The sequence below is a fragment of the Pseudomonas sp. Y3 TE3536 genome, assembly GCF_053629175.1.
Map to the genome: position 1 here is coordinate 2,209,904 of NZ_JBRJHU010000001.1, position 24,150 is coordinate 2,234,053.

The 24,150-nt window shown below is 62.0% G+C and carries 22 protein-coding genes; 21 read left to right on the forward strand and 1 reads right to left on the reverse strand.

The genetic code is table 11. The annotated features are described in order from the left end of the window. Positions 1-24: 24 nt before the first annotated feature. The 7 genes from AB7M33_RS10025 to AB7M33_RS10055 all read left to right on the forward strand — a co-directional run bounded on the left by AB7M33_RS10025 (position 25) and on the right by AB7M33_RS10055 (position 8,335). The gene (locus AB7M33_RS10025) at positions 25-1,383 is read left to right on the forward strand and encodes a glutamine synthetase family protein (protein ID WP_027592252.1); all 1,359 of its coding nucleotides are present in this window, start codon (positions 25-27) and stop codon (positions 1,381-1,383) included. A 48-nt stretch (positions 1,384-1,431) separates the two neighbouring features. After that, positions 1,432-2,793, forward strand: a complete 1,362-nt coding sequence (locus AB7M33_RS10030; protein ID WP_099430739.1) for an aspartate aminotransferase family protein — start codon at positions 1,432-1,434, stop codon at positions 2,791-2,793. Between the two features lie 169 nt (positions 2,794-2,962). Beyond that, a complete protein-coding gene (locus AB7M33_RS10035) occupies positions 2,963-4,060 on the forward strand; it encodes a polyamine ABC transporter substrate-binding protein (RefSeq protein ID WP_099430738.1) in 1,098 nt (365 codons plus the stop codon). A 159-nt stretch (positions 4,061-4,219) separates the two neighbouring features. Continuing rightward, on the forward strand, positions 4,220-5,314 hold the full coding sequence (locus AB7M33_RS10040; RefSeq protein ID WP_099455669.1) for a polyamine ABC transporter substrate-binding protein: 1,095 nt from the start codon (positions 4,220-4,222) through the stop codon (positions 5,312-5,314). 71 nt (positions 5,315-5,385) lie between these two features. Then, positions 5,386-6,528 carry a polyamine ABC transporter ATP-binding protein gene (potA, locus tag AB7M33_RS10045; protein ID WP_027592256.1) on the forward strand — a complete coding sequence of 381 codons (1,143 nt, stop codon included), beginning with the start codon at positions 5,386-5,388 and terminating at the stop codon, positions 6,526-6,528. Next, a complete protein-coding gene (locus AB7M33_RS10050; RefSeq protein WP_027592257.1) occupies positions 6,525-7,445 on the forward strand; it encodes an ABC transporter permease subunit in 921 nt (306 codons plus the stop codon). The genes potA and AB7M33_RS10050 overlap by 4 nt, the downstream gene beginning before the upstream one ends. Next, positions 7,442-8,335 (forward strand): ABC transporter permease subunit, encoded by an 894-nt coding sequence (locus AB7M33_RS10055; RefSeq protein WP_099430734.1) that lies wholly within the window; start codon positions 7,442-7,444, stop codon positions 8,333-8,335. The genes AB7M33_RS10050 and AB7M33_RS10055 overlap by 4 nt, the downstream gene beginning before the upstream one ends. Positions 8,336-8,438: 103 nt before the next feature. Here AB7M33_RS10055 and AB7M33_RS10060 read toward each other — a convergent pair whose 3' ends face one another. Continuing rightward, a complete protein-coding gene (locus AB7M33_RS10060) occupies positions 8,439-8,894 on the reverse strand; it encodes an REP-associated tyrosine transposase (RefSeq protein ID WP_085272204.1) in 456 nt (151 codons plus the stop codon). 312 nt (positions 8,895-9,206) lie between these two features. On the opposite strand from AB7M33_RS10060, the gene AB7M33_RS10065 reads away from it, so the two are divergent. From AB7M33_RS10065 to AB7M33_RS10130, 14 genes are all read left to right on the forward strand, one after another. Further along, positions 9,207-10,295 carry an efflux RND transporter periplasmic adaptor subunit gene (locus tag AB7M33_RS10065; RefSeq protein ID WP_027592259.1) on the forward strand — a complete coding sequence of 363 codons (1,089 nt, stop codon included), beginning with the start codon at positions 9,207-9,209 and terminating at the stop codon, positions 10,293-10,295. Further along, on the forward strand, positions 10,292-11,359 hold the full coding sequence (locus tag AB7M33_RS10070) for an efflux RND transporter periplasmic adaptor subunit (RefSeq protein WP_099430733.1): 1,068 nt from the start codon (positions 10,292-10,294) through the stop codon (positions 11,357-11,359). The genes AB7M33_RS10065 and AB7M33_RS10070 overlap by 4 nt, the downstream gene beginning before the upstream one ends. Then, positions 11,356-14,418, forward strand: coding sequence for an efflux RND transporter permease subunit (locus AB7M33_RS10075; protein WP_099455664.1), 3,063 nt, complete (start codon positions 11,356-11,358; stop codon positions 14,416-14,418). Before AB7M33_RS10070 ends, AB7M33_RS10075 begins: the two co-directional genes overlap by 4 nt. A gap of 226 nt (positions 14,419-14,644) precedes the next feature. Next, positions 14,645-14,827 (forward strand): sulfur starvation response protein OscA, encoded by a 183-nt coding sequence (gene oscA, locus AB7M33_RS10080; RefSeq protein WP_003258557.1) that lies wholly within the window; start codon positions 14,645-14,647, stop codon positions 14,825-14,827. A gap of 48 nt (positions 14,828-14,875) precedes the next feature. Continuing rightward, complete coding sequence (locus tag AB7M33_RS10085) at positions 14,876-15,883, forward strand: sulfate ABC transporter substrate-binding protein (protein ID WP_033702118.1); 1,008 nt, start codon at positions 14,876-14,878, stop codon at positions 15,881-15,883. 186 nt (positions 15,884-16,069) lie between these two features. Next, positions 16,070-16,888, forward strand: coding sequence for a sulfate ABC transporter permease subunit CysT (gene cysT / locus AB7M33_RS10090; protein WP_012274724.1), 819 nt, complete (start codon positions 16,070-16,072; stop codon positions 16,886-16,888). Between the two features lie 12 nt (positions 16,889-16,900). After that, complete coding sequence (cysW, locus tag AB7M33_RS10095; protein ID WP_027592263.1) at positions 16,901-17,773, forward strand: sulfate ABC transporter permease subunit CysW; 873 nt, start codon at positions 16,901-16,903, stop codon at positions 17,771-17,773. Between the two features lie 3 nt (positions 17,774-17,776). Further along, complete coding sequence (locus AB7M33_RS10100; RefSeq protein WP_027592264.1) at positions 17,777-18,766, forward strand: sulfate/molybdate ABC transporter ATP-binding protein; 990 nt, start codon at positions 17,777-17,779, stop codon at positions 18,764-18,766. 370 nt (positions 18,767-19,136) lie between these two features. Next, positions 19,137-19,937, forward strand: coding sequence for an energy transducer TonB (locus AB7M33_RS10105; RefSeq protein ID WP_099430731.1), 801 nt, complete (start codon positions 19,137-19,139; stop codon positions 19,935-19,937). 40 nt (positions 19,938-19,977) lie between these two features. Beyond that, positions 19,978-20,700 (forward strand): MotA/TolQ/ExbB proton channel family protein, encoded by a 723-nt coding sequence (locus AB7M33_RS10110; protein WP_099430730.1) that lies wholly within the window; start codon positions 19,978-19,980, stop codon positions 20,698-20,700. A gap of 1 nt (position 20,701) precedes the next feature. Further along, positions 20,702-21,103: an ExbD/TolR family protein gene (locus AB7M33_RS10115; protein ID WP_027592267.1), complete on the forward strand. Its 402-nt coding sequence runs from the start codon at positions 20,702-20,704 to the stop codon at positions 21,101-21,103. 547 nt (positions 21,104-21,650) lie between these two features. Continuing rightward, positions 21,651-22,232 (forward strand): alpha/beta hydrolase, encoded by a 582-nt coding sequence (locus AB7M33_RS10120; protein ID WP_027592268.1) that lies wholly within the window; start codon positions 21,651-21,653, stop codon positions 22,230-22,232. A 62-nt stretch (positions 22,233-22,294) separates the two neighbouring features. Then, the gene (locus AB7M33_RS10125) at positions 22,295-23,125 is read left to right on the forward strand and encodes a sigma 54-interacting transcriptional regulator (protein WP_085272209.1); all 831 of its coding nucleotides are present in this window, start codon (positions 22,295-22,297) and stop codon (positions 23,123-23,125) included. Positions 23,126-23,301: 176 nt separating this feature from the next. Next, positions 23,302-24,087 (forward strand): MetQ/NlpA family ABC transporter substrate-binding protein, encoded by a 786-nt coding sequence (locus AB7M33_RS10130; protein ID WP_099430729.1) that lies wholly within the window; start codon positions 23,302-23,304, stop codon positions 24,085-24,087. Positions 24,088-24,150: the final 63 nt, after the last annotated feature.

Below are 24,150 nucleotides of genomic sequence, written 5' to 3' on the forward strand. Positions count from 1 at the left end.
ACCACCTTACCTCCTGAGGTATTTATGAGTAACAACCTCGACCAGCTCACCGATTGGTTGAAAGAGCACAAGATCACTGAAGTCGAATGCATGATCAGCGACCTGACCGGCATCACGCGCGGCAAGATCTCGCCGACCAACAAGTTCATCGCCGAAAAAGGCATGCGCCTGCCCGAGAGCGTGCTGCTGCAGACCGTGACGGGTGACTACGTCGACGACGACATCTATTACGAGCTGCTCGACCCGGCCGACATCGACATGATCTGCCGCCCCGACGAAGACGCCGTGTTTCTGGTGCCCTGGGCCATTGAGCCGACGGCGCAGGTGATCCACGACACCTACGACAAGAAGGGCAACCCGGTCGAACTGTCGCCGCGCAACGTCTTGAAAAAAGTGCTCAAGCTCTACGCTGACAAAGGTTGGCAGCCAATCGTCGCGCCCGAGATGGAGTTCTACCTGACCAAGCGCAGCGAAGACCCGGACTTCCCGCTGCAGCCTCCGGTAGGCCGTTCGGGCCGCCCGGAAACTGGCCGCCAGTCGTTCTCGATCGAGGCCGCCAACGAATTCGACCCGCTGTTCGAGGACGTCTATGACTGGTGCGAACTGCAGCAGCTGGACCTCGACACGCTGATCCACGAAGACGGCACGGCGCAGATGGAAATCAACTTCCGTCACGGCAACGCCCTGCACCTGGCCGACCAGATCCTGGTGTTCAAACGCACCATGCGCGAGGCCGCGCTCAAGCACAACGTGGCCGCAACGTTCATGGCCAAGCCCATGACCGGCGAGCCGGGCAGTGCCATGCACCTGCACCAGAGCGTGGTTGATGTGGTCACCGGCAAAAATATTTTCAGCAACGAAGACGGCAGCATGAGCGAGCTGTTCCTGCACCACATCGGTGGCCTGCAGAAGTTCATCCCCGAAGCGCTGCCGCTGTTCGCCCCCAACGTCAACTCGTTCCGCCGCTTCCTGCCCGACACCTCGGCGCCAGTGAACGTCGAGTGGGGCGAAGAAAACCGTACCGTTGGCCTGCGCGTACCGGATGCCGGCCCGCAAAACCGCCGGGTCGAGAACCGCCTGCCGGGCGCCGATGCCAACCCTTACCTGGCCATCGCCGCCAGCTTGCTGTGCGGCTACATCGGCATGGTCGAAGGCATCGAAGCCAGTGCACCGGTGCAGGGCCGCGGTTACGAACGCCGCAACCTGCGCCTGCCGCTGACCATCGAAGACGCCCTGGAACGCATGGAAATCAGCCGTGCGCTGGTCCAATACCTGGGCAAGAAGTTCATCACCGGCTACGTCGCCACCAAACGCGCCGAGCACGAAAACTTCAAACGCGTCATCAGTTCCTGGGAGCGTGAGTTCCTGCTGTTTGCTGTCTGATCAACCCTGGTGCCGCAGGAGCGCGGCTGTCGGATAACGGAGAAGCACATGAGCGTCAAAAACCCGCAAACCCGTGAATGGCAAAACCTGAGCGGCGAGCACCACCTCGCGCCCTTCAGCGACTACAAACAGCTGAAGGAAAAGGGGCCGCGCATCATCACCAAGGCCCAGGGTGTGCATTTGTGGGACAGCGAGGGCAACAAGATCCTCGACGGCATGGCCGGCCTGTGGTGCGTGGCGGTAGGTTACGGCCGTGAAGAGCTGGTGCAGGCTGCCGAAAAGCAGATGCGCGAGCTGCCGTACTACAACCTGTTCTTCCAGACCGCCCACCCGCCTGCGCTGGAACTGGCCAAAGCCATCACCGACGTGGCGCCGGAAGGCATGACCCATGTGTTCTTCACCGGCTCCGGCTCCGAAGGCAACGACACCGTGCTGCGCATGGTCCGTCACTATTGGGCGCTCAAGGGCAAACCGCACAAGCAGACCATCATCGGCCGCATCAACGGCTACCACGGCTCCACCTTCGCCGGTGCGTGCCTGGGCGGCATGAGCGGCATGCACGAGCAGGGCGGCCTGCCGATTCCGGGCATCGTGCACATTCCGCAGCCGTACTGGTTCGGTGAGGGCGGCGACATGAGCCCGGACGAATTCGGTGTGTGGGCTGCCGAGCAACTGGAGAAGAAAATCCTCGAGGTCGGCGAAGACAACGTCGCCGCCTTCATCGCCGAGCCGATCCAGGGTGCCGGTGGGGTGATCATTCCGCCAGAAACCTACTGGCCGAAGGTCAAGGAGATCCTCGCCAAGTACGACATCCTGTTCGTGGCCGACGAAGTGATCTGCGGTTTCGGCCGTACCGGCGAGTGGTTCGGCTCCGACTACTACGACCTCAAGCCAGACCTGATGACCATCGCCAAAGGCCTGACCTCCGGTTACATCCCCATGGGCGGTGTGATCGTGCGTGACACCGTGGCCAAGGTGATCAGCGAAGGCGGCGACTTCAACCACGGCTTCACCTATTCAGGGCACCCGGTCGCGGCTGCGGTAGGCCTGGAAAACCTGCGCATTCTGCGCGACGAAAAAATCGTCGAACAAGCGCGCACAGAAGCGGCACCGTATTTGCAAAAGCGTTTGCGTGAGCTGCAAGACCACCCGCTGGTGGGCGAGGTACGCGGCCTGGGCCTGCTCGGCGCGATCGAGTTGGTCAAGGACAAGGCCACCCGCAGCCGTTACGAAGGCAAGGGCGTGGGCATGATCTGCCGCAACTTTTGCTTCGAGAACGGCCTGATCATGCGTGCAGTAGGTGACACCATGATCATCGCGCCACCGCTGGTAATCAGCCATGCAGAGATCGACGAGCTGGTGGAAAAGGCGCGCAAGTGCCTCGACCTGACCCTCGAAGCGATCAGATGAGCACCTGCTAGGCTAGCGTTGTGACATTAGTTGGTTACAAGGGGCTGCTTTCCTTGAAACAGCGCCTTGTAACTTGCCAGACTAGCGACTGTTTCAGTCGCCCGACGCGTGTACTGCGGGACCTGGCAGCTGAACGGATGGCTAATCAAAAAAATCTGGAGCATGACGCATGAAGAAAATGGGCAAGACGTTGCTGGCCGCCGCCCTGATGGGTGCCATGGCGACCGCTGTTCAGGCTGAAGACAAGGTATTGAACGTCTACAACTGGTCGGACTACATCGCTCCGGACACCATCGCCAAGTTCGAGAAGCAGACCGGCATCAAGGTCAAGTACGACGTCTTCGACAGCAACGAAACCCTGGAAGCCAAGCTGCTGGCAGGCAAGTCGGGCTACGACATCGTCGTGCCTTCGAACAACTTCCTGGCCAAGCAGATCAAGGCTGGCGTGTACGAGGAACTGGACCGTTCCAAACTGCCGAACTGGAAGAACCTCGACACCGACCTGCTCAAGGCCGTTGGCGATGCCAGCGACAAGGACAACAAGCACGCCTTCCCGTACATGTGGGGCTCTATCGGCATTGGCTACAACCCGGAGAAGGTCAAGGCCGCGCTGGGCGTGGACAAGATCGATTCGTGGGACGTGGTGTTCAAGCCTGAGAACATCGCCAAGCTCAAGAGCTGCGGCGTGAGCTTCCTGGATGCGCCGACCGAGATGATCCCGGCCGCGCTGCACTACCTGGGCCTGCCAAGCAACAGCACCAAGAAGGAAGACCTGAAGGCCGCCGAGGACCTGTTCCTCAAGATCCGTCCTTCGATCACCTACTTCCACTCCTCCAAGTACATCGGCGACATGGCCAACGGCAACATCTGCGTAGCCGTCGGTTATTCGGGTGACCTGGAGCAGTCCAAGGCCCGCGCCCACGAAGCTGGCGACAAGGTCAAAGTGGACTACGTCATTCCGAAAGAAGGTGCCGGTACCTTCTACGACATGGTCGCCATCCCGAAAGATGCCGAGCATAAAGACGCTGCCTACCAGTTCATGGACTTCCTGATGCAGCCGGAAATCATGGCTGAGATCACCAACGCCGTGCGCTTCCCGAACGGCAACGCTGCCGCCACCGCGTTCGTGGACAAAGACATCACCAGCGACCCGAGCATCTACCCGCCTGCCGAAGTGAAGAAGCAGCTGTACGCGATCGCTGCGCCTGACGCTTCTGTGCAGCGTGTGATCACCCGCAGCTGGACCAAGATCAAGTCGGGCAAGTAAGCCCGATGCGAGGCGCTCTGGGCCGGGGTTGCCCGGCCCAGAGGCCATGAAAGGCAATTGATGATTGCGGCATCGAAGCTGCGAAGGTAAGTTGCGCGCCGGTTTTGCGTGTGCGGCCACATTGCCGCTACCCAGGCACTGATTGTGAGGACCACCCACTTGTCTATTTCTGTATTACGCAAGGCCTTGATGGCTGGAGCGGGCCTGACGCTGGCATGCAGCGTCCAAGCGGCGCCTACGGTGCATTTCTACAACTGGTCCGACTATATCGGCCCGACCACACTCGCGGACTTCGAGAAGGCAACGGGTATCAAGCCCGTGCAGGACGTGTTCGATTCCAACGAAACCCTGGAAGGCAAGCTGCTGGCCGGCAACACCGGCTATGACGTGGTAGTGCCGTCCAACCATTTCCTCGGCAAGCAGATCAAGGCGGGCGCGTTCCAGAAGCTCGACAAAAGCCTGCTGCCCAATTATGCCAACCTGGATCCGGCGCTGATGAAACGCCTGGAAAAGAACGATCCGGGCAACCAGTACGCCGTGCCTTACCTGTGGGGCACCAACGGCATTGGTTACAACGTTGAAAAGGTCAAGGCTGCGCTGGGCGTCGACACCATCGATTCCTGGGCTGTGCTGTTCGAACCCGAGAACATGAAGAAGCTCTCCAAGTGTGGTGTGGCCTTCCTCGACTCGGCGGACGAAATGCTCCCGGCGGTGCTCAACTACATGGGGCTGGACCCCAACAGCAGCAACCCCAAGGACTACCAGGCTGCCGAGCAGAAGCTGCTGGCGGTGCGCCCTTACGTCACCTACTTCCACTCGTCCAAGTACATCACCGACCTTGCCAACGGCGACATCTGCGTCGCGGCGGGCTTCTCTGGCGACATCTTCCAGGCCAAGGCCCGCGCCGAAGAAGCCAAGAAGGGCGTGAACCTGGCGTATGCGATTCCCAAAGAAGGCGGCAACCTCTGGTTCGACGTGCTGGCGATCCCCAAGGACGCCAAGAACGTCAAAGAGGCCCATGCCTTCATCAACTATTTGCTGAAACCTGAGGTTATCGCCCAGGTCAGTGATTACGTCGGTTACGCCAACCCGAACCCCAAGGCTGGCGACCTGATGGACCAGGCCGTGAGGACTGACGCCGCGGTTTACCCACCGCAGGAAGTGCTGGACAAGATGTTCGTCAACAGTGAGTTGCCGCCCAAGGTGCAACGCTTGATGACCCGTAGCTGGACCAAGGTCAAGTCGGGCAAGTAACAATCCAGACCCGCCGCGGCCCCTGCAGAACAGGCCGCGCGGGCACAAAAATCTTGTTGGGAGTTTCACTCATGGCAGTTGCCTCCGGAGCCTATAAGAAAGCCCTCGAGGGTGGCCAGCAACCCAAGCAGGTGCTGGTCAAGATCGACCGGGTCACGAAAAAGTTCGACGAAACGGTAGCGGTGGACGATGTGTCCCTGGAAATCCGCAAGGGTGAGATTTTTGCCCTGCTGGGTGGCTCCGGTTCCGGCAAATCGACCTTGCTGCGTATGCTGGCTGGCTTCGAGCGCCCCACCGAAGGGCGGATCTTGCTCGATGGCGTCGACATCACCGAGATGCCGCCCTACGAGCGGCCGATCAACATGATGTTCCAGTCCTACGCGCTGTTCCCGCACATGACCGTGGCGCAGAACATCGCCTTCGGCCTGCAGCAGGACAAGCTGCCCAAGGCGGACATCGACGCCCGTGTGGCCGAGATGCTCAAGCTGGTGCACATGACCCAGTACGCCAAGCGCAAGCCGCACCAGCTGTCGGGTGGCCAGCGCCAGCGTGTGGCCCTGGCGCGTTCGCTGGCCAAGCGCCCGAAACTGCTGTTGCTCGATGAGCCGATGGGCGCCCTGGACAAGAAGCTGCGTTCGCAGATGCAACTTGAGCTGGTGGAAATCATCGAGCGCGTGGGCGTGACCTGCGTGATGGTGACCCACGACCAGGAAGAGGCCATGACCATGGCCCAGCGCATCGCCATCATGCACTTGGGCTGGATCGCCCAGATCGGCTCGCCTGTGGATATCTACGAGACCCCGACCAGCCGCCTGGTGTGCGAGTTCATCGGCAACGTCAACCTGTTCGAAGGTGAAGTGGTCGATGACGCCGAAGGCCACGCGATCATTGCCAGCCCTGAACTGGAGCGCAAGATCTACGTTGGCCACGGCATCACCACGTCGGTCGAAGACAAGCACATCACCTACGCGCTGCGCCCGGAGAAGATGCTGGTCACTACCCAGCAACCGACCTGCGAGCACAACTGGTCGCGCGGCAAGGTGCACGACATCGCCTACCTGGGCGGCCACTCGGTGTTCTACGTCGAGCTGCCGAGCGGCAAGATCGTCCAGTCGTTCGTGGCCAACGCCGAGCGCCAGGGCACACGTCCGACCTGGGGCGATGAAGTGTACGTGTGGTGGGAAGACGACAGCGGCGTGGTACTGCGGTCATGAAACTGCGCAAGCTCAAGCGAGCCTTCCAGCGCTTGACCCCGGAGGGGCGGCACCTGGTGATCGGCGTGCCGTTCATCTGGCTGTTCCTGTTCTTCATGCTGCCGTTCTTCATCGTGTTGAAGATCAGCTTTGCCGAAGCCGACGTGGCGATCCCGCCGTATACCGAGATCTACAGCTACGTCGAAGACAAGATCCAGTTGGTGCTCAACCTGGCCAACTATGGCCTGTTGACCGAAGACGAGCTGTACATCTCGGCCTACCTGGGCTCGTTGAAGATGGCCTTCTTCAGCACCTTGCTGTGCCTGCTGATCGGCTACCCGATGGCCTATGCCATCGCCAACGCCCGCAAAGAGTCGCAGACCGTGCTGCTGTTGCTGATCATGATGCCGACCTGGACGGCGATCCTGATCCGCGTCTACGCCTGGATGGGCATCCTCAGCAACAACGGGCTGCTTAACAGCTTCCTGCTGTGGCTGGGGCTGATCGACCAGCCACTGCAGATTCTCAACACCAACCTGGCGGTGTACATCGGCGTGGTCTATTCGTACCTGCCGTTCATGATCCTGCCGCTGTACGCGAACTTGGTGAAGCACGACCCGAGCCTGTTGGAAGCCGCATCGGACCTGGGTTCGAGCACCTTCAACAGCTTCTGGAAGATCACCGTGCCGCTGTCGAAAAACGGCATCATCGCGGGCTGCATGCTGGTGTTCATCCCGGTGGTGGGCGAGTTCGTGATCCCAGAACTGCTGGGCGGCCCGGAAACCCTGATGATCGGTAAGGTGCTGTGGCAAGAGTTCTTCAACAACCGTGACTGGCCGGTAGCGTCCGCGCTGGCGGTAGTGATGCTGGCGATCCTGATCGTGCCGATCCTGCTGTTCAACCGCAGCCAGGCCAAAGAAATGGAGGGCAGGGCATGAAGCGCTTCAGTTTCTCCAAGCTGATGCTGGTGCTCGGCTTGCTGTTCATCTACCTGCCGATGCTGATCCTGGTGATCTACTCGTTCAACGCCTCGAAGCTGGTGACGGTGTGGGGTGGCTGGTCGGTCAAGTGGTACGTCGGCCTGCTCGACAACACCCAGCTGATGGGGTCGGTGATGCGCTCGCTGGAAATCGCCTGCTACACGGCGGTGGCAGCGGTGGCGCTGGGTACCCTGGCGGCCTTCGTGCTGACCCGGGTCACCCGCTTCAAAGGCCGCACGCTGTTCGGCGGCCTGGTCACCGCGCCGCTGGTGATGCCCGAAGTGATCACCGGTCTGTCGCTGTTGCTGCTGTTCGTGGCCATGGCGCAGATGATCGGCTGGCCGCAAGAGCGTGGCATCGTCACCATCTGGATCGCCCACACCACGTTCTGTGCGGCGTACGTGGCGGTGGTGGTGTCGGCGCGCTTGCGTGAGCTGGACCTGTCGATCGAGGAAGCGGCGATGGACCTGGGTGCCAAGCCGTGGAAGGTGTTCTTCCTGATCACCATCCCGATGATCGCGCCATCGCTCGCGGCGGGCGGCATGATGTCGTTTGCCCTGTCGCTGGATGACCTGGTGCTGGCCAGCTTCGTGTCCGGGCCGGGCTCGACCACCTTGCCGATGGAAGTGTTCTCGGCGGTGCGCCTGGGCGTGAAGCCTGAGATCAACGCCGTGGCCAGCCTGATCCTGTTGTCGGTGTCGCTGGTGACCTTCATGGTCTGGTACTTCAGCCGCCGGGCTGAAGAGCACCGTCGCAAGGCGATTCAGCAGGCTATCGAAGAAGGGGCTGCGGCGAACGTGTCGCAGCCACAGGTCAAGCGCCCGACGGCAGCAGCTGCGCCGGTCTGACCCACCGCTTCGCGGGCAAGCCCGCTTCTACAGGCAAGTGCAGTTCTAGAAACTGCACAAATCCTGTGGGAGCGGGTTTACCCGCGAAAACCCCAGCACCGATTCAAAGCCATACCGCATCCCAGTGTGGATAGTCCCGGACACTTCTGACCAATCCAGCCCTCAACGGATTGGCAACAATGTACCGGGCTACATGCACCATGCTTTCCTCCCTTCTCAATGCCCGGTCCTGATACCCAGGCTGCCACACCGGATCATGCTCAACCCCCGCCTGATGCAAAACCAGACTGGATCTGGATTTGAATCTGCGCATCAATGTACCCAGCGTCGTGCCTTTCAACTCGATCAGCCAATGCAGATGGTCCGGCATCAGTACCCAGGCCAATGACCGGCAGGCGTGGTCGTGATCGGATTGTCGCAGTTGATGAATAACTAATCGGGCATGTTGGAAGTCATTGAACAGCGGCTTGCGTTGATGGGTAACAGTAGTAAGCAGGTACAGCCTGCCGAGTTCTGAATAACGACCACGTCGAAGCAGGTGTGATTGAGCCCGAGGCATTGGTTTCTTCCTTGAAGAGTGACCTCTCCAAGGTAGTGGATGTGAAACCGCAAAAGTGCGTTGGATGGTTTCGGGATATGGCAGGGGGCTTGTGGTTGTCTGTACCGGCCTTTTCGCGGGTGAACCCGCTCCCACAGGTGCTATGCAGGATTCAGCATTTGCACAGTCCCGGTGGGAGCGGGTTCACCCGCGAAGAGGCCCGCACCAGCGCCGGAAATACTCGAGTGATCTCCATCAGTGATGTTTGCTGAACCCTGAACTACGCTGACAGTCGCATCTCACAAATCATTTGTGCGCAAGCTAGGAGCCTGCATGAGGGTGACGCGTCCACTGGTGCTGGCAGGCCTGAGTGTGCTGTACATGCTCACCGGCTGTAGCAAGGAAGAAACCCCCGAGACGCTGCCTCGGGTCGGTGTGCAACAGGTCCAGCCTACCGATTTCGCTGCCAGAGTGACCCTGACCGGCGACGTACAAGCGCGGGTGCAAACCGACTTGTCGTTCCGCGTGGGCGGCAAGATCATTTCGCGCAGCGTCGATGTGGGCGATCACGTCAAGGCCAACCAGGTACTGGCACGGCTAGACCCGAAAGACCTGCAGAACAACGTCGACTCGGCCAAGGCCGAGGTGTTCGCCGCCCAAGCGCGCGTGACGCAGACGGCCGCGGCTTTCGTGCGTCAGCAAAAGCTGCTGCCCAAAGGCTATACCAGCCAGAGCGAGTACGACTCCGCCGAAGCCGCGCTGCGCAGCAACCAGAGCGCGCTCAAGGCCGCCCAGGCGCAGCTGGCCAATGCCAATGAACAGCTGAGCTACACCGCGCTGGTGTCCGAAGCCGCCGGCGTGATCACCGAGCGCCAGGCCGAGGTCGGCCAAGTGGTGCAGGCCACCATGCCGATCTTCGGCTTCGCCCGCGATGGCGACCGTGATGCAGTGTTCAACGTGTATGAATCGTTGCTGGTGGCACCGCCAAGCGATGAGGGGGTGATCGTGAAGCTGCTCGATGACCCCAACGTCCAGGCGCAAGGCTTCGTTCGTGAAGTGACGCCAACCGTTTCAGCCCAAAGTGGCACGGTGCAGGTCAAGGTCGGCCTGCGCAACGTGCCGCCCGGCATGCAGCTGGGCTCACCGGTGACGGCCACTGCCAATACCCAGGGGCGTTCCAGCATCGAGCTGCCCTGGTCGGCCTTGACCAAGGCCTTGCATGAGCCTGCCGTCTGGGTGGTGGGCGAGGGCGACAAGGTCGAACTGCGCAAGGTTGAAGTGGCGCGCTACCTCACCGGCAAGGTCGTGGTCGCCAACGGCCTCAAAGGCGGCGAGACCGTGGTGGTCAATGGCGGGCAGTTGCTGCACCCCGGCATGCAGGTGGAAAAAATCGATGAAAAGGCTGCGGGGGATGCGCCATGAAGCGCTTGCTGTTATTGCTCCCGGTCGGGCTGTTGCTGGTTGCTTGCAGCTCTGAGGAAGAAGCGGTCGAGCCCGTTCGGCCGGTGCTTTCGGTGAAGGTCGAACCGCAGGTGCAAGCGCAACTTGGGCGCTTTGCCGGCAGCATTCAGGCGCGCTTCGAGAGCACCTTGGGCTTTCGCGTGTCCGGGCGTATTGCCCGGCGTTGGCTTGATGTGGGGGCGCAGGTGAAGCCTGGAGACACACTGGCTACCCTCGACCCCACCGACCAGCAGAACCAGTTGCGCGCCGCCGAAGGCGACTTGGCCAAGGTCCAGGCGCAGTGGATAAACGCCCAGGCCGACGCGCGCCGTCAGCAGCAGCTGTACGACCGCGGTGTCGGTGCCCAGGCCCAGCTGGACATTGCCCAGACCAACCTGAAAACCACCGGTGCGGCGCTTGAACAGGCACGCTCGGCGGTCAGCCAAGCGCGAGACCAGCTTGACTACAGCACCCTGCGCACCGACCACGCGGCGGTGATCACTGCCTGGCAGGCCGAAGCTGGGCAAACGGTAACGGCGGGCCAGGCTGTGGTGACCCTGGCCCGGCCAGACGTCAAGGAAGCCGTGATCGACCTGCCGATCGGCCTGGGCGAGCAACTCGACAAGGGCCTCACCTTCACCGTGGCCTCGCAGCTCGACCCCAGCATCAACACCACGGCCTCGTTGCGCGAGCTGGAGCCGCAAGCCGACGCCACCACGCGCACCCGGCGTGCACGCCTGACCCTGGCCAGCACACCGGCCGCCTTCCACCTTGGCACCGCGATCAGCGTGAGCCTGAGCTCTGCGGTCACGCCGCGCAGTGAACTGCCCCTGAGCGCCTTGCTCGAGCGTGACGGCAAGACCCAGGTGTGGGTGATCGACACGCAGCAGAAAACCGTGGCGACCCGGGATGTCGCCTTGATCGACCGCACCCGCGAACACATCGTCATCGCCTCCGGCGTACAGCCAGGCGAGCGCGTGGTGACTGCCGGCGTCAACAGCCTCAAGCCTGGCCAGAAGGTCACCTTCGACGAGGATGCGCAATGAAAGGAAGCTTCAACCTGTCCGAATGGGCGCTCAAGCATCAATCGTTCGTCTGGTACCTGATGTTCGTCGGCTTGCTGATGGGGATTTTTTCCTACTTCAACCTGGGCCGTGAGGAAGACCCGTCGTTCACCATCAAGACCATGGTCATCCAGACCCGCTGGCCCGGTGCGACCCAGGACGAAACCCTGTACCAGGTCACCGACCGCATCGAGAAGAAGCTCGAAGAACTGGACTCGCTCGACTACACCAAAAGCTACACCCGCCCGGGCGAGTCAACGGTCTACGTGTACCTGCGCGACACCACCAAGGCCAAGGACATCCCGGACATCTGGTACCAGGTGCGCAAGAAGATCCAGGACATCCGCGGCCAGTTCCCCGAGGGCATCCAGGGCCCGGCGTTCAACGACGAATTCGGTGATGTGTTCGGTTCGATCTACGCCTTCACCTCCGATGGCCTGACCTTGCGGCAACTGCGGGACTACGTGGAGCAGGCCCGCGCCGAAGTGCGCGAAGTGCCCAACATCGGCAAGATCGAGCTGGTCGGCACCCAGGACGAAGTGCTGTACCTGAACTTCTCCACCCGCAAACTGGCGGCCTTGGGTATCGACCAGCGCCAGGTCATGCAGGCGCTGCAATCGCAGAACGCGGTGACCCCGGCAGGGGTGATCGAGGCGGGCCCCGAACGTATTTCGGTGCGCACCACCGGCCAGTTCGCCTCTGAAAAGGACCTGGAAACGGTCAACCTGAGGATCAATGACCGCTTCTTCCGCCTAGCCGACATTGCCGATATCGAGCGCGGCTACGTCGACCCGCCGTCACCGATGTTCCGCTACAACGGCCAGACCGCCATTGGCCTGGCCATCGGCATGAAGGCGGGCGGTAACATCCAGGTGTTCGGCGCCGCCCTGAAGAAGAAAATGGACAGCGTGATCGCCGACTTGCCGGTGGGGGTGGGTGTGCACACCGTGTCCGACCAGGCCGTGGTGGTCAAGCAGGCGGTGGGTGGCTTTACCAGCGCACTCTTCGAGGCCGTGGTGATCGTGCTGGCGGTGAGCTTCGTCAGCCTCGGCGTGCGCGCCGGGCTGGTGGTGGCCTGCTCGATCCCGCTGGTGCTGGCCATGGTCTTCGTGTTCATGGAGTACAGCGGCATCACCATGCAACGGATTTCGCTGGGCGCGTTGATCATCGCCCTGGGCCTGCTGGTGGACGATGCGATGATCACCGTGGAGGTGATGGTCACACGCCTGGAAATGGGCGAGAGCAAAGAGCAGGCCGCGACCTTTGCCTACACCTCGACGGCGTTCCCGATGCTGACCGGTACCCTGGTGACGGTGGCCGGCTTCGTGCCGATCGGGCTCAACGCCAGTTCGGCAGGTGAGTACACCTACACACTGTTCGCGGTGATCGCCGTGGCGCTGATCGTGTCGTGGGTGGTGGCGGTGTTCTTCGCCCCGGTGCTGGGCGTGCATATCCTCAGCAGCAAGGTCAAAGCCCACGAGGCCGAACCTGGGCGCGTGGGCCGGGCATTCGAGGGCGGCCTGCTGTGGTGCATGCGCAACCGCTGGCTGACCATCATTGGCACCGTGCTGCTGTTCGCGCTGGCGATATTCTGCGAGCGCTTCGTGCAGAACCAGTTCTTCCCATCATCCGACCGCCCCGAAATCCTGGTCGACCTCAACCTGCCGCAAAACGCCTCGATCGAAGAGACCCGTAAAGTCGTCGACCGGCTGGAGGCCAGGATCAAGGACGACCCGGACCTGGTGCGCTGGAGCACCTACATTGGCCAGGGCGCGATTCGCTTCTACCTGCCCCTCGACCAACAATTGCAGAACCCCTACTACGCGCAATTGGTGATCGTCAGCAAAGGCTTCGAAGAGCGCCAGGGCATGATGGATCGCCTGCAGAAACTGCTGCGCGAAGAGTTCGTCGGCATCGGCACCAACGTGCAATCGCTGGAGATGGGCCCGCCGGTGGGCCGGCCGATCCAGTACCGGGTCAGCGGCCAGGACATCGACCAGGTGCGCAAGCACGCCATCGAGCTCGCCACCTTGCTTGATGCCAACGAGCACATCGGCGAGATGATCTACGACTGGAACGAGCCGGGCAAAGTGCTGCGCATCGAGATTGCCCAAGACAAAGCGCGTCAGCTGGGGCTGTCGTCCGAAGACGTGGCCAACGTGATGAACAGCATCGTCACCGGCGTGCCGATTACCCAGGTCAACGACAACATCTACCTGGTCAACGTGGTTGCCCGCGCCGAAGACAGCGAGCGTGGCTCGCCCGATACCTTGCAGAACCTGCAGATCCTGACCCCCAATGGCACCTCGATTCCGCTGCTGGCCTTCGCCACGGTGCGTTACGAGCTGGAACAGCCGTTGGTCTGGCGGCGTGATCGCAAGCCGACCATCACCATCAAGGCGTCGGTCAATGGCGACATCCAGCCCACCGACCTGGTGGCTCAGCTCAAGCCCAAGATCGACGAGTTCGCCAGCAAACTGCCGGTCGGCTTCGAGGTGGCGACCGGCGGTACGGTGGAGGAGAGCGCCAAGGCGCAAGGGCCGATCCGCAAGGTTATTCCGTTGATGCTGTTCCTCATGGCGACCTTCCTGATGATCCAGCTGCACAGCGTGCAGAAGCTGTTCCTGGTGGTCAGCGTGGCGCCGTTGGGCTTGATCGGGGTGGTGCTGGCGTTGGTGCCTACGGGTACGCCGATGGGCTTTGTGGCCATTCTCGGGATTCTGGCCCTGGCCGGTATCATCATTCGTAACTCGGTGATCCTGGTGACCCAGATCGATGAGTTCGAGGCGCAGGGGCTGTCACCGTGGGATGCGGTGGTGGAGGCCACCAACCACCGGCGGCGGCCGATCTTGCTGACGGCGGCCGCGGCCAGCTTGGGCATGATCCCGATTGCCCGCGAGGTGTTCTGGGGGCCGATGGCCTACGCCATGATTGGCGGGATCATCGTGGCCACCTTGCTGACGCTGCTGTTTTTGCCGGCGCTGTATGTGGCCTGGTACAAAATCCGCGAGCCTGAACACAAAACTACAAGCACACACTGACCCCTGTGGGAGCGGGTTTACCCGCGAATGCGATGGTGGATTCACCGCCGCATTCGCGGGTAAACCCGCTCCCACAGGGTCGGCGTGATGGCTTTGCAAAATGGTTATATAAACATTCTTAAACAGTATTTTTAAGAATATCCCCGCCTCACTACTATTGCCCTCAAGCCAGGCGCAAATCCCCTTCAAACCTCTGCCCGGCACCCTCACTCCAAGGAGAACGAGCATGAGTGCATCTCTGCGTAGCATCGACGGTCAGGACGAAGCCACCATTCTGCGTGAGATCCAGAGCGCCCTGCGCGATCTGCGTTTCGGTGCGGTGGAGATTACCGTGCACAACGCTCAGGTCGTCCAGATCGAGCGCAAGGAGAAGTTCCGCCTGCAACAGCCCGGCAACAAGACCGGCTGATCGCGCCACACCTCTAAAACTAGAAAAATGCCAATCGGGAGCTTCACCATGTCCATCCGCCGTTATGCGCTCGCCGCCCTGGCCAGTGCTGTTTTTGCCGGTTCCGCAATCGCCAAGGACTACGAACTGCTGAACGTGTCCTATGACCCGACCCGTGAGTTGTACCAACAGTACAACGCCGAATTCATCAAGCACTGGCAGCAGTCCCACCCGGACGACAAGGTGAAGATCCAGCAATCCCACGGTGGCTCGGGCAAACAGGGCCGCGCCGTGATCGATGGCCTGCGCGCCGACGTGGTGACCCTGGCCCTGGCCGGCGACATCGACGAAATCGCCAAGCTCGGCAAGACCCTGCCGGACAATTGGCAGACCCGCCTGCCGGACGCCAGCACCCCGTACACCTCGACCATCGTGTTCCTGGTGCGCAAGGGCAACCCGAAAGGCATCAAGGACTGGGGCGACCTGATCAAGAAAGATGTCTCGGTCATCACTCCGAACCCGAAAACCTCCGGCGGCGCCCGCTGGAACTTCCTCGCCGCCTGGGCCTATGGCCTGAAGACCGGTGGTAGCGAAGACAAGGCCAAGGCTTACGTGCAGGAGCTGTTCAAGCACGTGCCGGTGCTCGATACCGGCGCCCGTGGCTCGACCATCACCTTCGTCAACAACGGCCAGGGCGACGTCCTGCTGGCCTGGGAAAACGAAGCCTTCCTGGCGCTGAAGGAAGACGGTGGCGCAGACAAGTTCGAAATCGTCGTGCCGTCGCTGTCGATCCTGGCCGAGCCACCGGTGGCCGTGGTCGACAAGAACGCCGAGAAGAAGGGCAATACCGCGATTGCCACCGAATACCTCAAGCACCTGTACAGCCCGGCTGGCCAGAAGATCGCCGCCGAGAACTTCTACCGCCCACGTGACGAGAAGGTCGCTGCTGAATTTGGCAAGCAATTCCCGAAATTGGACCTGGTCACCATCGACAAGGACTTCGGTGGCTGGAAGACTGCACAACCCAAATTCTTCAATGATGGCGGTGTGTTCGACCAGATCTATCAGGCACAGTAAGCGGTTATGGAAAAACGGGGCCGCTGTGCGGCCCATTCGCGGCACAAGGCCGCTCCCACAAGGAACCGCGCTCCCCTGTGGGAGCGGCCTTGTGCCGCGAATGGGCTGCACAGCAGCCCCAAGATTCAGAAGCCTGCACTGGCCCGGGATTAATTCCGGGCTTCGTGCGTTCAACCAGGGATACTTATGTCACGTCGTATTTCCCCCGTCATACCCGGCTTCGGGCTGACGCTGGGTTACACCTTGGTGTACCTCAGCCTGATTGTGCTGATTCCGCTGGCGGCCATGTTCATCCATGCCTCGCAGCTGACCTGGGAGCAGTTCTGGAACATCATCAGCGCGCCGCGGGTCATCGCCGCGCTCAAGCTGAGTTTCGGCACCGCCCTGTTCGCCGCCATCATCAACGGTGTGATCGGTACGCTGCTGGCCTGGGTACTGGTGCGCTACACCTTCCCCGGGCGCAAGATCATCGACGCGATGATCGACCTGCCGTTCGCCCTGCCTACCGCCGTGGCCGGTATCGCCCTGACGGCCCTGTACGCCCCGGCGGGCTGGGTTGGCCAGTTCGCCACCGACCTGGGCTTCAAGATCGCCTACACACCGCTTGGCATCACCTTGGCGCTGACCTTCGTGACCCTGCCGTTCGTGGTGCGCACTGTGCAGCCGGTGTTGGCCGACATCCCGCGTGAAGTCGAAGAAGCCGCCGCCTGCCTGGGCGCAAAGCCGCTGCAGGTGTTCCGCCACATCCTGGCCCCGGCACTGCTGCCTGCCTGGCTGACCGGCTTTGCCCTGGCCTTCGCCCGTGGGGTGGGTGAGTATGGTTCGGTGATCTTCATTGCTGGCAACATGCCGATGAAGACCGAGATCCTGCCGCTGCTGATCATGGTCAAGCTCGACCAATACGACTACACCGGCGCGACTGCCATCGGCGTGCTGATGCTGGTGGTTTCCTTCATCCTGCTGCTGCTGATCAACCTGCTGCAGCGCCGCATCGAAACCCCTTGAAGGAGGCCGGCTATGTCTAGTTCATCCCTGAGCGCTACCGCCGCCGCCAATGCCGCCCGCCGCGGCAGCGCCACCTCGCGGCGCATCCTGATCGGCCTTGGCTGGCTGGTGTTCGCGCTGTTCTTGCTGCTGCCGCTGGTGATCGTGGTATCGCAGGCGCTGAAAAACGGTTTCGGCACTTTCTTCGAGGCGATCTTCGAGCCCGACGCCTTGTCGGCGCTCAAACTCACCCTGTTTGCCGTGGCCATCTCGGTGCCGCTGAACCTGGTGTTTGGCGTCAGCGCGGCGTGGTGCGTGAGCAAGTACACCTTCCGTGGCAAGAGCGTGCTGGTGACCCTGATCGACCTGCCGTTCTCGGTCTCGCCGGTGATCGCGGGCCTGGTCTACGTGCTGATGTTCGGCGCGCAAGGCCTGTTCGGCCCCTGGCTGCAGGACCATGACATCCAAATTGTGTTCGCGCTGCCGGGCATCGTCCTGGCGACGATCTTCGTCACTGTGCCATTCGTTGCCCGTGAACTGATCCCACTGATGCAAGAGCAGGGCACCCAGGAAGAAGAGGCCGCGCGCCTACTGGGCGCCAATGGCTGGCAGATGTTCTGGCATGTGACCCTGCCCAACATCAAATGGGGCCTGATCTACGGCGTGGTGCTGTGTACGGCGCGGGCGATGGGTGAGTTCGGCGCGGTGTCGGTGGTGTCCGGCCATATCCGCGGCGTTACCAACACCTTGCCGCTGCACGTGGAGATCCTCTACAACGAGTACAACCACGTCGCGGCCTTCAGCGTGGCCAGCCTGTTGCTGATCCTGGCGCTCTTCATCCTGCTGCTCAAGCAGTGGAGCGAGAACCGTATTAACCGCCTGCGCCATAGCGCTGCGGAGGAATAATTCATGTCGATCGAAGTTCGTAACGTCAGCAAGCGCTTCAACAGCTTCCAGGCCCTGGACAACATCAACCTGGATATCCACAGCGGTGAGCTGGTGGCCTTGCTCGGCCCTTCCGGCTGCGGCAAGACCACCCTGCTGCGCATCATTGCCGGCCTGGAAACACCGGATGACGGCAGCATCGTGTTCCATGGCGAGGATGTGTCTGGCCACGACGTGCGTGATCGCAACGTCGGCTTCGTGTTCCAGCACTACGCGTTGTTCCGCCACATGAGCGTGTTCGACAACGTCGCCTTCGGCCTGCGCATGAAGCCCAAGGGCGAGCGCCCGAGCGAAAGCAAGATTGCCGAAAAGGTGCATGAGCTGCTGAACATGGTCCAGCTCGACTGGCTCTCCGACCGCTACCCCGAGCAGCTTTCCGGTGGCCAGCGCCAGCGTATCGCCCTGGCCCGCGCCTTGGCGGTAGAGCCTAAGGTGCTGTTGCTCGACGAGCCGTTCGGTGCCCTGGATGCCAAGGTGCGTAAAGAGCTGCGCCGCTGGCTGGCGCGTCTGCACGAAGACATCAACCTGACGTCGGTGTTCGTCACCCATGACCAGGAAGAGGCCATGGAAGTCGCAGACCGCATCGTGGTGATGAACAAGGGTGTGATCGAGCAGATCGGCTCGCCGGGTGAAGTGTACGAGCAGCCGGCCAACGACTTCGTCTACCACTTCCTCGGCGACTCCAACCGCCTGGCCTTGAGCGAAGGCCACCACGTGCTGTTCCGCCCGCATGAAGTGTCACTGTCGCGCCATGAAACCGAAGGCCACCATGCCGCCGAGGTGCGCGATATCCGCCCGCTGGGCGCGACCACCCGGGTGACCTTGAAGGTGGAAGGGCAGAGCGAGCTGATCGAGGCCGAAGTGGTCAAGGACCACGACAGCCTGACCGGCCTGGCGCGCGGCGAGACGCTGTTCTTCAGGCCGAAGGTGTGGCAGAAGGTGGCGGATATCTAAGCTACCCCAGCGTATGGAACCCGGGCTCTGTCCCGGGTTTTTATTGCCGGGTGGATTGCTGAGGCTGCTTCCCACCCCTTCGCCGCACAATGCTGCAGCGCGATTCCCTGTAGGAGCAGCCTTGTGCTGCGAATCGAGGGCGCAGCCCTCGCAGCAATCTCATGCCTTGCGCGAATATTTTGCATGCCCACAAAGCATCGCGAATCGCCCTCCTGCCCACAGCCCGCAAAATCCGTGGCCTTCACACGATCGCTCAAAAACAATATTCAATTAAGTTCTAACTATAATTTTAAACATTACTTTAAGAGATAAGCCTCTGGCCCCGATGATTCAGCCACACACCTGAATCGAGACCCCAGGAGTTTGATCAATGGGTAATGTCCAGACGGCCGTCAGAGCCTACGACCAGCCATGGCGCCCGGCACCGGGCGACCTGGTCGAGCTTGGACGCACGCTTCGTCTTCCGCTTGGCCAGCAGCGCCTGCAACGCACGCCTGCCAGCGGCCTCAAGCGCCGCGACAAGCTGGCGTTGGCGCTGCTGGTACTGGCGCTGCACGGCGCCGCCGCCTACTGGGTCAGCCAGGCACCAACGCCTGAGCTGCCCGTGGTGCCGCCGCAGGTGCCACCCATGACCATCGAGTTCGCCGCCCCTGCGCCGCCGGTGGTCGAGCCGCCACCCCCGGCACCCGCGCCGCCGGTGGTCGAGCCACCGCCGCCGCCACCGGTAGTCGACGAGCTGGCCGCCAAGCCCAAACCGAAGCCAAAACCGATCCCTAAACCTGTGGTCAAGCAGGCGCCCAAGCCGCAGCCGAAACCGGTCGAGGCACCGCCACCGGCACCTGTTGCAGCCCCGGCACCGCCAGCCCCTGCGCCACCCGCGCCGGCGCCGGTGACACCGGCTTCAGCCAACGCCGCGTACCTCAAGAACCCGGCGCCGGAGTACCCGCAGATGGCCCAGCGCCGCGGCTGGGAAGGCACCGTGCTGTTGCGCGTCGAGGTGTTGCCCAGTGGCAAGCCGGGGCAGATCCAGGTGCAGAAGAGCAGTGGCCGCGATGCCTTGGACGCCGCTGCGCTGGCCGCCGTCAAGCGCTGGAGCTTCGTCCCCGCCAAGCAAGGCGACGTGGCCCAGACCGGCTGGGTCAGCGTGCCAATCGACTTCAAGCTTCGCTAACGCATTTCACAGAATCAGCAGAACATAGGAAGACATCATCATGAGCCTGTTGGCATCCCCCCTCGAATCCGTTGAAAGCGCAGTCATCTGGCTGCTGGTTGGTTTCTCTGTCGTCACCTGGGGCCTGGCCCTGGTCAAGGTCGTGCAGTTTGTGCGGCTGAAGAACCAGGACAAACGCTTCCACCAGCAATTCTGGGCAGCCTCCAGCCTGGACTCGGCCGCCGAAATCAGCCATGAGCTGCCTGGCCCGGCCGCCCGCGTTGCGCAGTCCGGTTATGCCGCTATTGCCGTCGGCGATACCACCCAGGCCAACGACCTGAGCCACGCCATCAACCACCAGGACCGCCTCGAACGCGCCCTGCGCCAGCAGATCGTCCGCGAGCGCCGTTCGCTGGAAACCGGCCTGGCGGTGGTCGCCAGTATCGGCAGTACCTCGCCCTTCATCGGCTTGTTTGGCACCGTGTGGGGCATCATGGAAGCGCTCAAGGGCATCAGTGCGGCAGGTTCCGCCAGCCTCGAGACCGTGGCCGGGCCGATCGGCGCGGCACTGGTGGCCACGGGGGTGGGTATCGCCGTCGCGGTGCCAGCGGTGCTGGTTTACAACTACTTCCTGCGCCGCCTCAAGCTGACCGCAGCAGACCTGGACGACTTCGCCCATGACTTCTACAGCCTGGCGCAGAAGAGTGCCTTCCGGGTACTGGTGCACCCTGCCGTGCACAAAGCCCAGGCCGGTTTCACCCAGCCGGTGAAGGAGGCGTCCTGATATGGCCTTTTCGACCCAGGACAGCGACGAAGTCCTCAGTGAAATCAACGTCACGCCGTTGGTGGACGTCATGTTGGTGCTGCTGGTGGTGTTCATCGTCACTGCGCCGCTGCTGACCAACGCCATCCCCATCAACCTGCCCAAGACCGAGGCGGTGGCACCGGTGGAGCAGAAAGACCCGCTGGTGGTGAGCATCGACGGGGCTGGCAAGTTGTTCATCAACAAGGACGAGATCCAGCCGGACCTGCTGGAGACCAACCTCAAGGCGGCCAAGGCCAAGGACGCGGAAGTTCGTGTGCAGTTGCAGGCCGATGATGGCGTGAACTACGGCGAAGTGGCGCGGGCCATGGCGGCGATTGAACGTGCGGGGATCAGCAAACTGGCGGTGATCACCGCGCGCTGATTCGGCAATCCTCTTCAGGCAAGTGACTCTCTTTGAGAGCTTATGGGCCACATCTCTTGGCAGGGGTTGGCCCTTTTTTTTGCGTGTTGGATATGTATTTTGGCTAAAAGGTGATCGCCGGTGAATGTATAGCGCCTGTTAGATCGAGCGCCGCCCGCGCGGCGCTTCGCGGGGCAAGCCCGCTCCCACATCTGTTTCGGGCCAGTGATGCCTGTGCCATTTGCGCGCGACCGCCTTGTTGGTCCGACTCGATATCGTGTCAGCCGCCGAAGGGCCGCGCGCCCATGCCTCAGGAATAATTGGCCCGAAACAGATGTGGGAGCGGGCTTGCCCCGCGAAGCGCCGCGCGGGCGGCGCTCGATATATGCCCCACCACACCCCCCAAGCCAGGCCCCCCCGTGGCCATCCCCCATCCTCGCAACAAACGCTTCGCCCCCCCCCAACAAAATTCCTTTAGGTTATTAACAAATAGCTTCTTATTCCTTTACGAATATAACTCCCTCCCTATACTGGTCTCCAAGCACGCAAACTTACTGGAGGCGTCCCCATGCGCAATGAGTCGATTCGTTACCTGATTGTGCCGGGCTGGCAGGGATCGCCAGACAACCATTGGCAGAGTCACTGGCAACGCACCCTGCCCAATAGCGCCCGGGTCGAGCAGCACGACTGGCTGACCCCGCAGCGGCGCGATTGGGTGCAGGCCCTGGAGCAGGCGATTGCCGCCGAACGCTCGCCGGTGATTCTCATCGCACACAGCCTGGGCTGCGTCACGGTCGCCCACTGGGCCGCCGAGGCCAGCCCGGCGTTGCTGCGCCAGGTACGTGGCGCATTGCTGGTGGCGCCAGCGGATGTCGAGCGGCCGACCTGCGCGCCAGCACTGCGCAACTTCGCGCCGATTCCGATGCAGGCGTTGCCGTTCCCAAGCCAGGTGGTCAGCTCCGACAACGACCCGGCGGTAAGCGTGCCGCGCGCGCTGCACCTGGCCCAGGCCTGGGGGGCCGAAGCGGGCTTGCTGACCAACGCCGGGCACATCAACGTCAAGTCCGGCCACGAGCGTTGGGAACAAGGCTTCGCCTATCTGTACCGCTTGCAGAGCCGGGTGGAGCAACGCGCACTGCGCCGCGCCTGATCGCCTACTGATTACCGTTTGCCTGACGCCCGGCCACCGAAGGCCTGGGGCGGGAGTTTTTCATGACTTTTCAAAACCCGTTTGGCCAGCCGCTGCTGACCTTCCCCGAGCTGGACAAGAGCCCACTGAGCATTCGTGCCAAGGCCTTGGTGTTCATCGACCCGCGCTCGCAACAGCTGCGCGAAGACCTCGAACGCCTGGCGCCGCAGCCCTTGCCGGTGTTGATTCGTGGCGAGACCGGCACCGGCAAGGAGTTGCTGGCACGGCAGATTCACCGCGCCAGTGACCGCGCCGGGCTGTTCGTCTCGGTCAACTGCGCGGCCATCAGCCCGACCTACGCCGACGCCGAGTTGTTCGGCTACAGCGCCGGTACCCACGGCGGCACCGCCAGCAGCCGCGCCGGCTGGTTCGGCTCGGCCAACGGCGGCACGCTGTACCTGGACGAGATTGCCGACTTGCCGCTGGAAATTCAGGGCAAGCTGCTGGCCGCGCTGGAAAACCGTGAAGTGACGCGCGTCGGCGCGCAGCAGCCTCAGCCTGTGGATGTGCGCCTGGTGGCGGCGACCAGCATCGACCTGGCGCGGGTGGTGAAGGCCGGCAGGTTCAATGAGCGCTTGTACCAGTACCTGCGTGAGGGCGCGTTGGAGCTGCCACCGTTGCGCGAGCGACGTGGCGATATCCTGCCGCTGGCCGAGTACTTCGTGGGTATCTACACCGCCCGCCTGCAGCGCTCGGTGCCGCTGATCAGCGACGCCGCCCAGCAGGTGCTGGAAGCCCATGCCTGGCCCGGCAACACCCGCGAACTGGAGAACGTCATCCACTTCGCCTTGCTGGTGAATGACAGCGAAGAGATCCAGCCGGAGGACCTCGACCTGGCCAACCCTGCGCGCTAGACAGCGCTCATAAGCAAAGGCGGTGATGGCAGTTTGTTTTTGGAATAAGCAGCGAATTAAAAGATATTGTTGCGGCATAAGAAATCTCGGTATTGTCCGCTTCACGCTCACCCGACACGGGGCAGGGCACACGACTTCGCCATCGCCGATGGCCCAGATTCAGAATAAGGACCACCATGAAGAAGACCCTGCTGACCACTGCCCTGGCCGCTGCCCTGTCGTTCGCCGGCCTGGCCAACGCCGCCGAGAAACTGGTGGTTGCCGCCACCCCGGTGCCGCATGCCGAGATCCTCGAGCTGATCAAGCCGACCCTCGCCAAAGAAGGTGTGGACCTGCAGATCAAGGTCTTCACCGACTACGTGCAGCCGAACGTGCAGGTTGACCAGAAACGCCTGGACGCCAACTACTTCCAGACCCTGCCGTACCTGCAAAACTTCAACGAAGGCAAGGGCACCCACCTGGAAACCGTGGTCGGTGTACACGTCGAACCGTTCGGTGGCTACTCGAAGAAGGTCAAGAACCTGAGCGAGCTCAAAGAAGGCGCCACCGTTGCCATCCCTAACGAAGGCAGCAACAGCGGCCGCGCCCTGCTGCTGTTGCAGAAGGCTGGCCTGATTACCCTGAAAGACCCGAAAAACGCCCTGGCCACCCCGAAAGACATCGCCGAGAACCCGAAGAAACTGAAGTTCCGCGAGCTGGAATCGGCCATGCTGCCGCGTGTGCTGGATCAGGTTGACCTGGACATGATCAACACCAACTACGCCCTGGAAGCTGGCTTGAACCCGGCCAAGGACGCGCTGGTGATCGAAGGCGCCGACTCGCCGTACGTCAACTTCCTGGTTGCCCGCCCGGACAACAAGGACAGCGACGCCATCCAGAAACTGGCCAAAGCCCTGACCAGCCCGGAAGTGAAAGCGTTCATCGCCAAGAAATACAGCGGTGCCGTGCTGCCGGCGTTCTGATCCGTTCGTAGCCCCGCGCCTGAAAACGCCGACGCCATTGCGTCGGCGTTTTTGTTGGTGCGC

What these genes read in the sequence shown, in the direction of transcription:
- AB7M33_RS10085 (WP_033702118.1), top strand. Translation starts at nt 14,876, where the DNA reads ATGTCCATCCGCCGTTATGCGCTCGCCGCCCTGGCCAGTGCTGTTTTT.
- AB7M33_RS10125 (WP_085272209.1), top strand. Translation starts at nt 22,295, where the DNA reads ATGACTTTTCAAAACCCGTTTGGCCAGCCGCTGCTGACCTTCCCCGAG.
- AB7M33_RS10050 (WP_027592257.1), top strand. Translation starts at nt 6,525, where the DNA reads ATGAAACTGCGCAAGCTCAAGCGAGCCTTCCAGCGCTTGACCCCGGAG.
- AB7M33_RS10115 (WP_027592267.1), top strand. Translation starts at nt 20,702, where the DNA reads ATGGCCTTTTCGACCCAGGACAGCGACGAAGTCCTCAGTGAAATCAAC.
- oscA (WP_003258557.1), top strand. Translation starts at nt 14,645, where the DNA reads ATGAGTGCATCTCTGCGTAGCATCGACGGTCAGGACGAAGCCACCATT.
- cysW (WP_027592263.1), top strand. Translation starts at nt 16,901, where the DNA reads ATGTCTAGTTCATCCCTGAGCGCTACCGCCGCCGCCAATGCCGCCCGC.
- AB7M33_RS10070 (WP_099430733.1), top strand. Translation starts at nt 10,292, where the DNA reads ATGAAGCGCTTGCTGTTATTGCTCCCGGTCGGGCTGTTGCTGGTTGCT.
- AB7M33_RS10105 (WP_099430731.1), top strand. Translation starts at nt 19,137, where the DNA reads ATGGGTAATGTCCAGACGGCCGTCAGAGCCTACGACCAGCCATGGCGC.
- AB7M33_RS10110 (WP_099430730.1), top strand. Translation starts at nt 19,978, where the DNA reads ATGAGCCTGTTGGCATCCCCCCTCGAATCCGTTGAAAGCGCAGTCATC.
- potA (WP_027592256.1), top strand. Translation starts at nt 5,386, where the DNA reads ATGGCAGTTGCCTCCGGAGCCTATAAGAAAGCCCTCGAGGGTGGCCAG.
- AB7M33_RS10120 (WP_027592268.1), top strand. Translation starts at nt 21,651, where the DNA reads ATGCGCAATGAGTCGATTCGTTACCTGATTGTGCCGGGCTGGCAGGGA.
- AB7M33_RS10130 (WP_099430729.1), top strand. Translation starts at nt 23,302, where the DNA reads ATGAAGAAGACCCTGCTGACCACTGCCCTGGCCGCTGCCCTGTCGTTC.
- AB7M33_RS10055 (WP_099430734.1), top strand. Translation starts at nt 7,442, where the DNA reads ATGAAGCGCTTCAGTTTCTCCAAGCTGATGCTGGTGCTCGGCTTGCTG.
- AB7M33_RS10075 (WP_099455664.1), top strand. Translation starts at nt 11,356, where the DNA reads ATGAAAGGAAGCTTCAACCTGTCCGAATGGGCGCTCAAGCATCAATCG.
- cysT (WP_012274724.1), top strand. Translation starts at nt 16,070, where the DNA reads ATGTCACGTCGTATTTCCCCCGTCATACCCGGCTTCGGGCTGACGCTG.
- AB7M33_RS10025 (WP_027592252.1), top strand. Translation starts at nt 25, where the DNA reads ATGAGTAACAACCTCGACCAGCTCACCGATTGGTTGAAAGAGCACAAG.
- AB7M33_RS10060 (WP_085272204.1), bottom strand. Translation starts at nt 8,894, where the DNA reads ATGCCTCGGGCTCAATCACACCTGCTTCGACGTGGTCGTTATTCAGAA.
- AB7M33_RS10065 (WP_027592259.1), top strand. Translation starts at nt 9,207, where the DNA reads ATGAGGGTGACGCGTCCACTGGTGCTGGCAGGCCTGAGTGTGCTGTAC.
- AB7M33_RS10035 (WP_099430738.1), top strand. Translation starts at nt 2,963, where the DNA reads ATGAAGAAAATGGGCAAGACGTTGCTGGCCGCCGCCCTGATGGGTGCC.
- AB7M33_RS10100 (WP_027592264.1), top strand. Translation starts at nt 17,777, where the DNA reads ATGTCGATCGAAGTTCGTAACGTCAGCAAGCGCTTCAACAGCTTCCAG.
- AB7M33_RS10030 (WP_099430739.1), top strand. Translation starts at nt 1,432, where the DNA reads ATGAGCGTCAAAAACCCGCAAACCCGTGAATGGCAAAACCTGAGCGGC.